General features: G+C 61.5%; 14 protein-coding genes. All 14 read right to left on the reverse strand.

The genetic code is table 11. From position 1 onward, the window contains the following. Positions 1–22: 22 nt before the first annotated feature. Complete coding sequence (lpxB, locus tag V6L75_RS02280; RefSeq protein WP_334249902.1) at positions 23–1,225, reverse strand: lipid-A-disaccharide synthase; 1,203 nt, start codon at positions 1,223–1,225, stop codon at positions 23–25. Next, the gene (locus tag V6L75_RS02285; protein WP_334249903.1) at positions 1,222–2,112 is read right to left on the reverse strand and encodes an LpxI family protein; all 891 of its coding nucleotides are present in this window, start codon (positions 2,110–2,112) and stop codon (positions 1,222–1,224) included. Before V6L75_RS02285 ends, lpxB begins: the two co-directional genes overlap by 4 nt. A 1-nt stretch (position 2,113) precedes the next feature. Next, positions 2,114–2,920: an acyl-ACP--UDP-N-acetylglucosamine O-acyltransferase gene (lpxA, locus tag V6L75_RS02290; RefSeq protein WP_334249904.1), complete on the reverse strand. Its 807-nt coding sequence runs from the start codon at positions 2,918–2,920 to the stop codon at positions 2,114–2,116. A 7-nt stretch (positions 2,921–2,927) separates the two neighbouring features. Next, complete coding sequence (gene fabZ / locus V6L75_RS02295; protein WP_425498647.1) at positions 2,928–3,395, reverse strand: 3-hydroxyacyl-ACP dehydratase FabZ; 468 nt, start codon at positions 3,393–3,395, stop codon at positions 2,928–2,930. 57 nt (positions 3,396–3,452) lie between these two features. Next, positions 3,453–4,493 carry a UDP-3-O-(3-hydroxymyristoyl)glucosamine N-acyltransferase gene (lpxD, locus tag V6L75_RS02300; protein ID WP_334249906.1) on the reverse strand — a complete coding sequence of 347 codons (1,041 nt, stop codon included), beginning with the start codon at positions 4,491–4,493 and terminating at the stop codon, positions 3,453–3,455. 84 nt (positions 4,494–4,577) lie between these two features. Next, positions 4,578–6,950 carry an outer membrane protein assembly factor BamA gene (gene bamA, locus V6L75_RS02305; RefSeq protein ID WP_334249907.1) on the reverse strand — a complete coding sequence of 791 codons (2,373 nt, stop codon included), beginning with the start codon at positions 6,948–6,950 and terminating at the stop codon, positions 4,578–4,580. 147 nt (positions 6,951–7,097) lie between these two features. Next, a complete protein-coding gene (gene rseP, locus V6L75_RS02310) occupies positions 7,098–8,246 on the reverse strand; it encodes an RIP metalloprotease RseP (RefSeq protein ID WP_334249908.1) in 1,149 nt (382 codons plus the stop codon). A gap of 161 nt (positions 8,247–8,407) precedes the next feature. Further along, the gene (gene dxr / locus V6L75_RS02315; protein WP_334250012.1) at positions 8,408–9,601 is read right to left on the reverse strand and encodes a 1-deoxy-D-xylulose-5-phosphate reductoisomerase; all 1,194 of its coding nucleotides are present in this window, start codon (positions 9,599–9,601) and stop codon (positions 8,408–8,410) included. 72 nt (positions 9,602–9,673) lie between these two features. Then, positions 9,674–10,486, reverse strand: coding sequence for a phosphatidate cytidylyltransferase (locus V6L75_RS02320; protein WP_334249909.1), 813 nt, complete (start codon positions 10,484–10,486; stop codon positions 9,674–9,676). Positions 10,487–10,539: 53 nt separating this feature from the next. Next, positions 10,540–11,307 (reverse strand): isoprenyl transferase, encoded by a 768-nt coding sequence (locus tag V6L75_RS02325; protein WP_334249910.1) that lies wholly within the window; start codon positions 11,305–11,307, stop codon positions 10,540–10,542. A gap of 64 nt (positions 11,308–11,371) precedes the next feature. Beyond that, positions 11,372–11,935 (reverse strand): ribosome recycling factor, encoded by a 564-nt coding sequence (frr, locus tag V6L75_RS02330; RefSeq protein ID WP_334249911.1) that lies wholly within the window; start codon positions 11,933–11,935, stop codon positions 11,372–11,374. A gap of 197 nt (positions 11,936–12,132) precedes the next feature. Next, a complete protein-coding gene (pyrH, locus tag V6L75_RS02335; RefSeq protein WP_334249912.1) occupies positions 12,133–12,849 on the reverse strand; it encodes a UMP kinase in 717 nt (238 codons plus the stop codon). A gap of 79 nt (positions 12,850–12,928) precedes the next feature. After that, entirely contained in the window at positions 12,929–13,852 is a 924-nt protein-coding gene (gene tsf / locus V6L75_RS02340) for a translation elongation factor Ts (protein ID WP_334249913.1), read from the reverse strand. 189 nt (positions 13,853–14,041) lie between these two features. Then, positions 14,042–14,815, reverse strand: coding sequence for a 30S ribosomal protein S2 (gene rpsB / locus V6L75_RS02345; RefSeq protein ID WP_334249914.1), 774 nt, complete (start codon positions 14,813–14,815; stop codon positions 14,042–14,044). Positions 14,816–14,913 lie beyond the last annotated feature (98 nt).

Here is a 14,913-nt window from a genome sequence, read left to right on the forward strand (position 1 = left end):
TGCAGACTGGGAAAAGGCGGGATTACTGCTTGAGGAGATCCAGCACGATCCGCGCGGCAGCCTCACTCTGGGAGCGGCCATCCGGCAGGCGCATCATGCTGTCGAGCGCAGTGAAAGCATCCACCTGCGTGCGCCTCTCGGGCGTATCAGTCAACAGCCTTGATATCACCGGAACAAGGCTTTCCGGGTTCACTTCCTCATCAAGGAACTCCGGCACCACGTTGCGTTCCAGAATGATGTTGGGGAGCACCATGGAAGAGACGCTGGCAATCGGCATGATCTTGTGCAGCTGTTTCAGGCGCCGGTAGAACCAGTCGAGCCGGTAGCAGATCGCCATGGGCACGCCGGAAGCTGCCAGCTCCAGCGAAACGGTGCCGGAGGCTGCCAGCGCAGCATGCGCACGCCGGAAAGCCGCAAACTTCTCCGCCTCGCCCCGGATGATCTGCGGCGGCAGTGGCCAGCCGGCAACCCGCTCCGTGATACGGTCCGCCAGATGCGGCACCGCCGGCAGCAGCACCTCCAGCCCCGGATGAAGCGGGGCAAGCTGCAACAGGATCTGTCCGAAATCATCCAGCAGGGCATCCACCTCGCTGCGGCGGCTGCCCGGAAGCAGCAGCAGCACAGGCGCGCCCTCACCCACCGGCTTGCGCTCACCTGCAGCCGGACGCAGCAGAGCCGCCTTTTCGATCAGCGGATGACCGACATAGAAGGTAGGCGGTCCCCCAAGACGCTTGTGCGCCGCCGGTTCAAACGGCAGCAGCGCCAGAAGACGGTCCACATAGACGCTCATCTTCTTCGCCCGGCCCGGACGCCAGGCCCAGACGGAGGGCGACACATAATCGACAATGGGAATATGCGGCGCGCGCTTGCGCACCCGCTTGGCGACATTATGGGTGAAATCCGGACTGTCGATGATGATCAGCACATCCGGATTGGCGGCGATCGCGGCGTCGACGGCCTGATAGACACGCCGCACGATGGTGGGCAAACGTTTCAGCACCGCCGTCAGGCCCATGACCGCAATGTCGGACAGCGGAAAGATGCTCTCCAGCCCCTGACGCGCCATCCGCTCCCCGCCGACGCCTTCAAAGACAATAGGGCCATCATGCAGCAGCTTCAGCGAGCCCATGAGATTGGCGCCAAGAGAATCGCCCGATTCCTCACCAGACACCAGAAACACCTTCAGCGGACGCACCGGATTGCCGGCCATCACCTCAGTGCTCATGCTGCATCGCTCCCGTCTCGTGTCAGGCCGAAAACAAACAAGCCGCCAGCTTTGGCCGCAGCAGCCGTTTCAGCCTCGTCAGCCACCAGCGCATAGCCTGCTTCCACCGCGATGCCCGCAAGACCAGCTGCCTTGGCAAGCTCCACCGTGCGCGGGCCAATGGTGGGAAGATCCACGCGCAGATCCTGTCCGGGCTTTGCCGCCTTTACCAGAACGCCCGCCGCGCCCTTGGTCTTCACCCGGCCAATGCGCCGCAGTTCCGCACAGCGCGCCAGCATGGCATCGGTGCCTTCAGCCCCTTCCAGCGCAATCACACGCCCGCCGATGGCGACAGCGGCCTGCCCGATATCCAGCTCCCCGAGCCTTTGCACCGCCTTGTAGGCCAGTGCCATGTCGGCCTGAGCGTCGCCGTCAGGCCCCTTGCCCGCCAGCAGGCCTTCCCGCGCCAGAAGAGCAGGCGCAACATCGCGCACGCCAACGGCCTTGAGGCCTTCAGCTTCGAAAATGCCGATAACACGTGTCAGCAGGCTGTCATCACCGCCAATCATCGCCTTCAGTATGGCAGGCAGGCGGCGCATGGTGCCCAGATCCCCCATGACGGAGGTAAAATCCGGCCGCTTCGTGATACCGCCAATCAGCAGCACCCGGTCGCATTGCGCCTGTTTGAGGCTCTTGAACAGCTGTCCGATCTGCCCCCAGCCGAGCTCGATATCCGCGCTTGCAGCCAGTTCGGGCTCAGCCTCGCCCTTGATGGCGACCAGATGCACCGGTTCGCCCCGCGCCTTGAGGTCCGCCAGGATCAGACCTGGCAGACGGCCACCGCCTGCGATGATGCCAAGGCAACCCTTCGGAGCCCCGTTCTCTGCGGCATCGCTGGCGGAGGTCATGTCAGGCGTCGCCCGCGGGACTACGCGGCGTGCAGAACCGGCGCTCACCCTCGACGAGGATGAAATCCGTCACCTGCTTCACCAGCGGCTGGTCCGTCACACTGTCAGCGATCTTCTGCGCGCGGTCACGCAGCGTGCCTTCCTCGCTCTCGAACAGCTCGCGGTAGGCTGCGCGCAGGGCATGGATCTGCTCGCGCGGGAAGTTGCGCCGCTTGAGGCCGACGAGATTGAGACCGCCAAGCCGCGCCCGGTTGCCGGTGACCATGCCATAGGGAATGAGATCATTCTCAAGACCCGCAAGCCCGCCGACAAAGGCGTGATCGCCAATGCGGGTGAACTGAATGACCGCCGATCCGCCGCCAAAAATGACGTGACTGCCCACTTCGACGTGACCGGCAATCATCACATTGTTGGACAGAACGACACCATCACCCAGATGGCTGTCATGGCCGACGTGAGAGTTTGCAAGGAAGGCGCAGCGGTTGCCTATGGTGGTGGAAGAACCGCCCCCTTCCGTTCCGGCGTTCATCGTCACACCTTCCCGGATGATGCAATCCTCGCCCACGCTCAGCGTAGCGTGTTCGCCCTTGAACTTGAGATCCTGAGCCTGATGGCCGATGGACGCAAAGGGGAAGATGACCGTGCGCGCGCCGATCCTGGTGGTACCGGCAACGGTCACATGCGACTTCAGCTCAACACCATCGCCCAGCACCACATCCTTGCCCACGTGGCAGAAAGGCCCGATACGAACCCCGTCACCGAGAGACGCACCGTCTTCAATGATTGCGGAGGGATGAATGTGGGACATGATTTCCTCAGGCGTCTACGATCATGGCGCTGATTTCAGCTTCAGCGACCTTAGCGCCATCCACCTTGGCAATCGCCTCAAATTTCCAGATGTTGAGCCGGTTACGGATCTTCTTCACATGGAATTCGACCTGGTCGCCCGGCATCACCGGCTTGCGGAACTTGGCCTTGTCGACGGTCATCAGATAGACAAGCTGCGGCGTGTCGTCTGTGCTCAGGGAGTTGACGCACAGAGCGCCGGCCGTCTGCGCCATGGCCTCGATCAGCAGAACACCCGGCATCACCGGATGAGCCGGAAAATGCCCCTGGAAGTGGGGCTCGTTGATCGTGACATTCTTGATGCCGATGCAGGACTCGTCACCGTTCATCTCGATGATCCTGTCGATCATCAGGAACGGATAGCGGTGCGGCAAGAGCTCCATGACACGCATGATGTCGGCAGTGTTGAGCGTCGTCTTCTGTTCTTCCATATCCATCGCCCTCTTGCGGGGAAACTGTAATTTTCTGCTGTTTATCGCAGTATAAAGCGGCTGTCAGGCATCAGATCCGCGTTCTGCCAGTTTTTTCAGCGCCGTGACCTCACGGAACCACTGTTTCACCGGCTTGGCAGGCACACCGCCATAGCGGCCGCCGGCAGGCACGGAATCATTGACCGCACTCACGGCCGCGATCTGTGCCCCCATCCCGACTTCGACATGCCCGGCAACACCAGCCTGCCCGCCGATTGCCACATAATCTGCCAGCGTGGAGCTGCCAGACAGGCCAACTTGCGAAACAATCACGCAATGGCGGCCAATCACCACGTTGTGGCCAACCTGCACCTGATTGTCGATCTTCGTCCCTTCACCAATGACGGTATCGCGGTTGGCGCCGCGGTCGATGGTGGTGTTGGCGCCGATCTCCACATCATCCTGAATGATGACGCGGCCGATCTGGGGAACCTTCAGATGCCCGCCCAGCCCCATGGCATAGCCGAAACCATCCTGCCCAACGCAGACGCCAGGATGGAGAATGACCCGGTTGCCAAGCAGGGCGTGCTGCAGAACGGCGTTGGCACCGATGCGGCAATCCCGGCCGACCCGCACATTGCAGCCAATGACGGCATTGGGGCCGATATGGGAGCCGGCACCAATTTCAGCGCCCTCTCCGATCACCGCGCCCGGCTCGATGACAGCGCCATCTTCAATGACGGCGGCCGGATGCACGGTTGCCCGCTCCGAAACTCGCTTCTCGCCGTAGAAAGGCTCAGGCTTCATCGCCGCCGGGAACAGACCGGCCAGCACAAGCGCCCAGGCCCTGTAGGGATCCTTGCAGACGATGACGGCAATGCCCTCGGGAACCTTGGCCACATGCTTCGGTGCGACAATGCAGGCACTGGCCTGTGTCGTTCCAAGCTTGTCGAGATATTTCACGTTATCGAAAAAGACGAGTGAACCGGGGCCAGCGTCTTCAAGCGGTGCCACCTTGCGTATGACAAACGCGGGATCACCGCGCTGAAGCTCGCCACCGGACAAGGCCACGATCTGCTCAAGCGGCAGCTCGGCCATCGGCGGGAAGAAGATGGGATCGGACATGAACTGTCTCCCGCAACATTTTGCATTACAAAAGAAAACGGCCGCCGTTTGATGCGGCGGCCGTTGAATTCCAGCTTCTCCGGCTTAGAACCGGGTGCCGCCGCCGAGACGGAACACCTGGGTCTTGTCGCCATCTTCCTTGACCACCGGTACGGCAAAGTCCATGCGCAGCGGACCGAAGGGCGACTGCCAGCGGATGCCCGCACCCACCGAAGCACGCACCTTGAAGCTGTTGCTGTTCACACCGTTGGTGCCCACAGCCTTGATCAGCTTGTCGTCGGCATCCCAGAGGGAACCGGCATCGGCGAAGACTGCACCGCTCAGACCGAATTCTTCGGGAATGACCGGGAACGGGAAAGTCGCTTCAACGGTACCAGCCACATAGAAGCGGCCACCGAGAGCATCACCGGTCTTGGCGTCGCGCGGACCGATACCCTGGCTTTCAAAGCCGCGAACCAGCTCGCCACCCATCATGAACTGGTCAGAGATACGCAGACGCTTGCTGCCAAAGCCCTGGATATGGCCGGCACGCAGCGTGACGTTGCCGACGATACCTGCATCCGGGAAGATCTCCCGGTAAGCGCGGCCCTCAACAGTCGAGCGCATGAACTGAGTATCGCCACCGATACCGGCGAATTCCTGCTGGAACTTGCCGTAAAGGCCATTCGACGGATTCAGGTTGTTGTCGAGCGTGTTGTAGACCAGAGCGTAACCAGCCAGCGACGTCAGGTAGGTACCCAGAGAATCACAGACAGCCGGAGACAGATTAGCGTTCTGAGAACAGGTCGCCAGATTGGTAGCGAGGTTCTTCGGATCCTTAATCTTGGTCTCATAGATGTTGTAGAACAGCTTCAGAGACAGCTCGTCTTCACGCAGCGGCAGAGTGAACCCGAAACCACCACCAGTGATCTCTTCGTCATAGCTGCGGTAGTCGTTGGAATCAGACACCCGGCGGTAGGCTTCCAGATCCAGCGCAATGCGGCGGCCCAGGAAGAAGGGCTCCTGGAAAGCGAACTCGTAGGACTGGGTGCTCTCACCACCACCAACGCCGAGCTTCACATACTGGCCACGGCCCAGGAAGTTCTTTTCGCTGATGGAAATATCACCGATCACGCCGTCCGTGGTCGAGTAACCGATACCGAACGACACTTCACCCGTCGCCTGCTCTTCCACATCCACGTTGATGACAACGCGGTCAGGTGAGCTGCCACGCTCGGTGGTGATGCGAACTTCCTTGAAGAACCCAAGATTCTTCAGACGGCGCTCAGCCTTGTCCATGAGGACGCGATTGAAGGCATCGCCCTCAGCCAGATCGAACTCACGGCGGATGACATATTCACGCGTCCGGTCGTTACCACGGATGTTGATCCGCTCGACATAAGCGCGCGGGCCTTCCTCAATGTTATAGACCAGATCGATCGTCTTGGTTTCATAGTTGCGCAGGGCGCGCGGACGCACCTCGGCAAAGGCATAGCCTTCCTTGGAAACCTGAAGCGTCAGATCTTCCAGCGACTGCTCAACCCGCTTGGAGTTGTAGGTGTCGCCGCTCTCTGTACGAACGTAGGACTTCAGGCTCTCGGGATCGATGGACGACAGAGAGCTCTGGACCTCAACGTTGCCGATTTCGTACTTCTCTCCCTCATCAACCGTAAAGGTGACGAAGAAGACGTTCTGCTCACGATCAAGATCGGCACTGGCCGAGATGATGCGGAAGTCGGCGTAGCCGTGCTGATAGTAGTACTGACGCAGCAGTTCCTGGTCAGCAGCCAGACGGTCCGGATCATAAGTGTCGGAGCTGCGCAGCCAGCTCAGAAGACCGCTCTCGCGGGTGCGGATCACATCGCGCAGACGGCGGTCACTGAAGTTCGTGTTTCCAACGAAGCTGATGCGCTCGACACCGGTCTTTTCACCTTCGTTGATCTCGAACACCAGATCAACGCGGCCATTGCCACGGTCAATGGTCTTGGGATCAACCGAAGCGCGGTAGCGGCCGGAGCGGCGGTAAGCCTCCAGGATGTTCTGAACATCGCTCTGCACCCTGCTGCGGCTCAGCATGGAGCGCTCGGTGGTGCGAACGACGCCCTTGAGGGTTTCGGCGCTCAGGCGCTTGTTACCCTCGAAAGACACCCGCGAAATGACCGGATTTTCGACAACAGTGACGACCACAGTGCCGCCCTGCTGCGTGATGCGCACATCTTCAAACAGCCCCGTCGCAAACAGCGCCTTGAGCGATTCGTCGATATCGGCCGCAGAATACTGCTGCCCCCGCTTGATGGTCATGTAGCTCGCGACGGTTTCGGCCTCGATGCGCGTGTTGCCACGCACGACGATGGAACCCGCAACGGCTGCCTCCGCAGTGGATACAAACGACCCGAACGGGTCAGGCAGCACCCCGCCGGTGACAAGGAGCGGCGCCGACAAAATCACGGCGCGGGAGATTTTCCGCAGTCGCTGCATATTCGAGCTATGCCTTTTTCACAAAACTGACCCCGAAGGATCATAATCAGATTCTCAGCATCCGGCCTTGGTTTTACATCCTTTTGCCGAATACGCAACCGCACGATTCACACGAAACAGATTTCATTTGAATGCGTTGCGGGCATGTCACGCAGGCAGCCAGCGGCTGACAAGACGCGACAGATCATTCCAGGTCGCAAAAACCATGAGCATCAGCACCAGGGTGAGCCCGATACGGAAGCCGAATTCCTGCGCTTTTTCACTGAGAGGCCGCCCTCTGACGGCTTCTGCAGCATAGTATACCAGATGTCCCCCATCCAGCATCGGCACCGGCATCAGATTGAGCAGGCCAATGCTGACCGAAAGCACGGCAGCCAGCTGAAGCAGCGGGATGAACCCGAGCGTCGCCACCTGACCGGCCACTTCCGCGATACGGATCGGGCCACCGAGCTGATCTGCGGGCTCATGCCCCCGGATCACCTTTCCGATGTACTCCACGGTCCGCACCATAACGAACCATGTTTCGTTAACACCCTCTTTCACAGCTTCGACTGGACCGTAGGTTTTCTGGATTCTGTCACCTTCCTGCACAGTCCGTGACACACCCAGAAGCCCAATGCGCTGGACGTTGCCGAAATCGTCCCTCAGCTCCCGCAGCTGCGGCGTCACTGTCAGGTCCGTCAATTGCCCCTGCCGCTCGATCTCCAGCCGCAGCGCCACACCGGCGCTGACACTGACGATACGCTGCAACTCGGCAAAGGTCTCGATGGGAGTACCATTGACCGCAGTAATCAGGTCCCCCGGCTGAAGCCCGGCCTCGGCAGCGGCACTCTCCGGCTGGACTTCTCCGACCAGAGGCGTCGAAACGACACGGCCAAAAGCGCCGAAAATGAAGGCAAAAATGACGATGGCGAGGATGAAATTGGCGACCGGGCCAGCAGCAACCACGGCCGCGCGCTGCCAGACGGGCTTGGCCGCGAAGGCCCCGGCCCGCTGCGCCTCGCTCATGGCCGCAACCTTTTCATGATCCGGCACGCTCGCTGCGTTCTCATCACCGGAGAACTTCACATAGCCACCGAGCGGAATGAGGCAGAGCTTCCAGCGGGTGCCTTTGCGGTCATTGAACCCGATCAGCTCACGGCCAAAGCCGATGGAGAAGGCCTCCACATTCACACCGCACCAGCGGGCCACGGCAAAATGGCCAAGCTCATGGAAGAAAACGACAACCGTCAGCACGAACAGGAAGGCTGGCAGGGTGAGCACCGGCTGGGACGACAGGGCTGCGAGAAGATCCATTCACCTATCCTGAACTTGCGCAACACGCGGGTGGAGGGGCGGATATGAACGCCCCATTCCTGCCCGGAACATATCCATCCGGCCAAGGTGATGCCAGATGTATGGCGGAAATTAGTCGCAAGCGCCAAATGCGGCGGGGAAAACCTCCCTCCTGGCGGCGGTCAGGTCAATGCAAAGCGGTTCAGCAATTCGTGAGCCATGGCCCGCGCCTGCATATCAAGCGCCAGGATGGAATCGATGTCTGCAGCCGGAGCCAGATCATGCCCGGCTGCAAGTCTGTCGAGCACCGCCCCCACAAGACCGGCAATACCCGTAAAGCCGATCTGCCCGGACAGGAATGCGGCAACCGCAACTTCATCGGCAGCATTCAGTGCAGCCGGTGCGCAGCCCCCTGCCCGCATGGCATCCAGTGCGAGGCCGAGCGCCGGAAACCGTTTGATATCCGGAGCTTCAAAGGTCAGCGAGCCGAGCTTTGCAAGGTCGAGCCGTGCCCCCGGCACCGGCATGCGGGCGGGATACGCAAGGCAATGAGCGATGGGCGTACGCATGTCGGCCGGCCCGAGCTGCGCCAGCAGCGAGCCATCCGTGTATTGCACCATGCCATGGATGGCCGATTGCGGATGCACCAGAACCTCAATCTGATCGTGGCGCAGCGGGAAGAGATGCGAGGCCTCGATCACCTCCAGCCCCTTGTTCATCAAGGTGGCGCTGTCGATGGTGATGCGGCTGCCCATGCTCCAGTTGGGATGTTTCAACGCCTGTTGAGGCGAAACATGCGCCATTTCAGAGAGAGACAGCGTGCGGAACGGGCCACCCGAGGCGGTCAGGATGATCTTTTCCACTTCCGCCAGATTGCGGCTTTCCAGCACCTGGAAGATGGCATTGTGCTCCGAATCAACCGGCAGCACCGTTGCCCCGGCCCGGCTTGCGGCGGCCATGAACAGGTCCCCTGCGCAGACGAGGCATTCCTTGTTGGCAAGTGCGATGGTGCGCCCGGCCTCAAGTGCGGCAAAGGTTGGCCGCAGGCCGGCTGCGCCGACAATGGCTGCCATCACCATATCCGCAGGCTGAAGCGCAGCCTCCAAGACCGCAGCATCACCTGCGCCGCAGGCAATCCCGCTCCCCTGCAGATGCGCAGCCAGTTCGCCGCCCTTCGAGGCATCGGCGAGCGCGGCAAAACCTGCCTTTGTCTCACGCGCCAGAGCAGCAAGCCCGGCCGCGTCCTGACCAGCCACAAGCGCTGCCACTTCGAAATGCTGCGGATAGCGCTGCACCAGGTCGAGCGTGTTGCGGCCAATGGAACCGGTTGCTCCGAGGATGACCAGCCGCAATGGAGCACTGCGCCCTGCAAGCATTGTCTCAAGACCGGCCACGCCGCCGCCCTGCTCTGCCTCACTCACCACAGCCAACCACCCAGGCCCTTGAACTTACTGAAAACCGATGCCGGACATCGGATCGGCAAGACTGCCGCCGAAGAGAAGCCCGAACAGAACCGCAAAGATCGCAGCAGCCACCAGCCCGTCAATCCGGTCCATGATGCCGCCGTGACCGGGAATGAGACGTCCGGAATCCTTGACACCAAAGCGCCGCTTGATTGCCGATTCCAGAAGGTCGCCGCCCTGTGAAACCGCCGAAACGGCGAGACCAAAGACAAACCAGGCGAACGTGCCGCCCTGTCCCAGAACCGAAACGACACCAAGACCGCCAAGCGCGCCGAAAATCAGGCCGCCGATGGCACCCGACCAGGTCTTCTTCGGCGAAACGCGGGGCCAGAGCTTCGGCCCACCCAGCTTGCGCCCTGTGAAATAGGCGGCAACGTCTGTCACCCAGACGACTGCGAGCAGGAAAAAGATGTGCAGCTCACCGTCACTGCCCCGGCGCAGCAGCATCAGAGCACCGAGGGCAAGGCTGGAGTAGAGGATGCCTTCCGCGGCCCAGAAGCCTGTCTTCCCGCCACGGGCAGACAAAATGCTGAGCCCTGCACCAGCTGCGAGCGCGGCAAGAGCCCAGGGTTCGAACCCTGCATAGATCAGCCCTGCCACCGCCAGAAGCGTTGCAAAGCCCGCCAGAGCAGGCAGACCGGCAGCCTGCGCTCCGACAATCGCCAGCCATTCTTTCAGGAACAGCGCGCAGCCAAGCAGCGCCAGCGCGACGAATGCCTCACCGCCCCGCCAGGCAATGAGGAGCACGAGCGGCCCCAGAATCAGCGCGGAAATGAAGCGCAGCTTCAGGTCCGCCATTGGCCCGGCCGGACCGCCGGTCCCGCTGTTGCCGTTTGCGCCCCCGGACATGATCAGGAACCCGTTGCGGTGACACCGCCGAAACGCCGCTCACGCTCACAGAAAGAGGCAAGCGCAGCATCAAATTCTTGCGGACCGAAATCAGGCCACAGAACCGGCGTGAAGTAGAATTCGGAGTAGGCCGCCTGCCACATCAGGAAGTTGGACAGGCGCAGTTCGCCACTGGTCCGGATGATGAGATCCGGGTCGGGGATACCGGCGGTATCAAGATTTGCCGAAATCTCTGCATCCGAAATGGCGGAAGGGTCGCGACCCTGCGCAATATATTGCTGCGTGAGCTTGCGCACCGCGCGGGTGATTTCATCGCGCGAGCCGTAATTGAAGGCGATGACCACGGTCATGCCGGTGTTGGCGGCCGTCACCCGCTCGCTTTCCTCCAGAAGGCTGCGGATGCCGGGATCCAGCCCCTCCCTCTCGCCAATGATCCGCACACGGCAATTGGCCTTGTGCAGTTCGCTCAGATCGCGCTGCACGAAACGGCGCAGCAGCGACATGAGAAAGCTGACCTCGGTGGGCGGACGGCGCCAGTTTTCGGACGAGAAACTGTAGAGCGTGATGAAATCGACGCCGCGGGAAGACGCATGCCGGATGATCTTGCGCAGAGCTTCCAGCCCATGGCGGTGGCCCTCGGTGCGGGGAAGACCACGCGCCTGAGCCCAGCGGCCATTGCCATCCATGATGATGGCGACGTGGCGCGGGGTCACGGCGCTACCAGTGGCAGCGTCCGTCACGCTGGAGCCAGTTTCAGGTCGGCTGCTCATCAAGTCCCCCGGGGCGCGCTGCCAGCTGGCGGGGGCAGGCCTGGCCCGTCCCCCTTTCAGATCCTCAGACCTGGGAGATTTCCTGCTGCTTCTTTTCCAGCATGCTGTCAGCCTCAGCAATCTGGGCGTCGGTCAGCTTCTGCACGTCATCGGAAGCAACGCGAGCGTCATCCTGGCTGATGCCGCCGTCCTTCTCCAGTTTCTTGATCATGTCCATGCCATCACGGCGCACGTGACGGATAGCAACCTTGGCGGCCTCGGCATATTTATGCGCCACCTTGATCAGCTCCTGACGGCGCTCGGCGTTCAGCTCCGGAATGGGCAAACGCAGCAGCTGGCCATCGATCACCGGGTTGAGGCCAAGGCTCGACTCGCGAATCGCCTTCTCGACGGCGCTGACCATGCCCTTGTCCCAGACCTGGATCGCGACCATGCGCGGCTCCGGCACGGACACGGTGCCAACCTGGTTGATCGGCATGGACTGGCCATAGGCGTTGACAACGATCGCATCCAGCATGCTGGAGGAGGCACGGCCGGTGCGAAGGCCCGCAAGTTCGGTCTTCAGAACACCAAGTGCGCCCTGCATACGACGCTCGAGATCTTTGAGATCGACACCTTCAACCGGCATAACTTCCTCGCTTTGTTGTTCGTTGGCTCACGCTTTGGCGGCGCGGCGCAAACATGGCACAGTCTCGTCGAAAGACAAGAAAAACTCAGGCAGAACCCCTGAATAAGCAGGAGAGAGGCGGATGCGCAAGCCGCATTCCGCCACTCTGCTTTTGCTGAGGCCGGGAAGGCCGGAAAAGCGCCCCGCCCTTCGGAAAATCAGCTGACGACCGTATAGAGGCCGCGCTCTTCCAGAACGCTCACCAGAGCGCCGGGGGTATGGATCGAGAAGACGATCACGGGGATCTTGTTGTCACGGGCCAGCGCAATGGCCGTCGTGTCCATGACCTTGAGGTTGCGGGTGATCACGTCCTCATAGGACAGTTCGGTGTAGCGCTCGGCATCCGGATTGATCTTCGGATCTTCCGAATAGATGCCGTTCACCTGCGTGCCCTTCAGGAAGGCATCGCATTTCATTTCGGCAGCACGCAGGGCCGCGCCGGAATCGGTGGTGAAGAACGGGTTGCCCGTACCGCCAGCAAAGACGATTACATCGCCGTCTTCCATGTAGCGCTCGGCACCGCGCTGGGTGAAGGTCTCGCAGATGGACGGCACCGGCACGGCCGAAAGCACGCGGGCCGGGATGTTGTGGCGGCGCAGGGCGTCGGCCACCGTCAGGCTGTTCATGATCGTTGCGAGCATGCCCATGTGGTCGCCGGTGACGCGGTTTCCGCCCTTGGCGGCCACAGCGACGCCACGGAAGATGTTGCCGCCGCCGATCACTACACCCACCTGCGCACCAAGCTTCACCGCACTGGCAATCTCAAGCGCAATCCGCTCGACCACGGCCGGATCGATGCCGAAGGACTGGCTGCCCATCAGGGCCTCGCCCGAGAGTTTCAGAAGCACACGGCGCCAGCGCAGGGGTTTGGTCATGGCATACCTTCCGGTTCAATGATCGCGAAAAAAGGGCTGTCAAAAAAAAGGCGCCGGTTTGATCCGGCGCCCTCTGGGCTTAGTGGCCGGCCGCCGCGGCGACCTCTGCCGCGAAGTCCGTCTCTTCCTTCTCGATCCCCTCGCCGAGAGCGAAGCGGACGAAGCCGGAAAGCGTGACTGCGGTGCCGAGTTCCTTGCCGAGGGCTTCAACAGCCTGCTCGACGGTCTTGTCCGGGTCGATGACGAAAGCCTGCTTCACGAGGGTGACTTCCTCGTAGAACTTGCGGATGCGGCCTTCGACCATCTTCTCGATGATGTTGTCCGGCTTGCCGGATTCACGAGCCTGCTCGATGAACACGGCGCGCTCACGCTCCACAACGGCCGGGTCCAGCTGGTCGACGTTCAGCGACAGCGGGCTGGTGGCGGCAATGTGCATGGCGATCTGGCGGCCCAGAGCGTTCAGCTTGTCCTTGTCACCAGCGGATTCAAGCGCGACGAGCACGCCAATCTTGCCGAGGCCATCGGAGATGGCGCTGTGGACATAGGTGGAGACAACGCCGTCGTTGACGGACAGGACGGCTGCGCGGCGCAGGGTCATGTTCTCGCCAATGGTGGCGATGGCATCCTTGATGGAAGCGTCAACGGACTTGTCGGAACCCGGGTAGCCGGCAGCGGAAATCGCCTCAACATCGCCGCCAGCGGACAGGGCCACGGAAGCAACGTCACGCACCAGAGCCTGGAAGCCGTCGTTACGGGCCACGAAGTCGGTTTCGGAGTTCAGCTCGATGACGGCAGCGGTCGTGCCCTTGGATGCAACGCCAACCAGGCCTTCAGCAGCCACGCGGCCAGCCTTCTTGGCTGCCTTGGCGAGACCCTTGGCACGCAGCCAGTCGATCGCTGCTTCCATGTCACCGTTGGTTTCGGTCAGAGCAGCCTTGCAGTCCATCATGCCTGCGCCTGTCTTCTCGCGCAGATCCTTCACCATTCCTGCGGTAATGCTCATGGTAGCCTCGTGAATCGGAGTTAAAGCTTCGCACGGTTTAGCCCATAGGCAACCGCGCCTTTATGACGGTTCCCGCAAGAGGGGCCACCGTCAGCGGCTATGCCGCGCCTGACCTTGAAACGGCGCAGCCTTCAGGCCGCTGCCAGGGTCAGAACAGGTGCGGCGCCGGGCGCCGCACCTGCAACAGAATCAGGCTTCAGCCGATTCTTCAGCATCCAGAGCCGGCTCGACCGGAGCAGCTTCGGACGCACCAACGTCGATACCCATGCCACCCTGAGCGCGGGAGATGCCGTCGAGGGCAGCGCGGGCGATAAGATCGCAGTAAAGCGCAATCGCACGGCCGGCGTCGTCGTTGCCCGGAACCGGATAGGTGATGCCTTCCGGCGAGCAGTTCGAGTCGAGGATCGCGGCGACCGGGATGCCCAGACGGCGGGCTTCCTGGATGGCGATGGCTTCACGGTTGGTATCGATCACGAAGATCAGATCCGGAAGGCCACCCATGTCCTTGATGCCGCCCAGGTTCCGCTCGAGCTTCTCGCGCTCGCGGTCCATGAACAGCTTTTCCTTCTTGGTCAGGCCCGAGGTGTCCGTGGACAGGGTCTCTTCGAGCTTGCGCAGGCGCTGGATCGAACCGGAAATGGTCTTCCAGTTGGTCAGCATGCCGCCGAGCCAGCGGGCGTTGACGAAGTACTGAGCGCAGTTGCGGGCAGATTCAGCAACAGCTTCCTGAGCCTGACGCTTGGTGCCAACGATCAGCACGCGGCCACCCTTGGCGACGGTGTCGCTGACAGCCTTGAGAGCCTGGTGCAGCAGCGGAACGGTCTGGCCGAGATCCATGATGTGGATGTCGTTGCGAACGCCGAAGATATACGGCGCCATGCGCGGGTTCCAGCGGTGCTTCTGGTGACCAAAGTGCACACCAGCTTCAAGCAGCTGACGCATGGTAAAATCGGGCAATGCCATGGCCCTGAACTCCATATTTTTCCGGTTGAACCTCCACGGGGAGCGTGGCGCCTCAGCCTGAGGCCGAAGCAGACACCGGAACGGCAAATGGACAAGCC

The sequence above is a fragment of the Pannonibacter anstelovis genome, assembly GCF_036881715.1.
GTDB lineage: Bacteria > Pseudomonadota > Alphaproteobacteria > Rhizobiales > Stappiaceae > Pannonibacter > Pannonibacter anstelovis.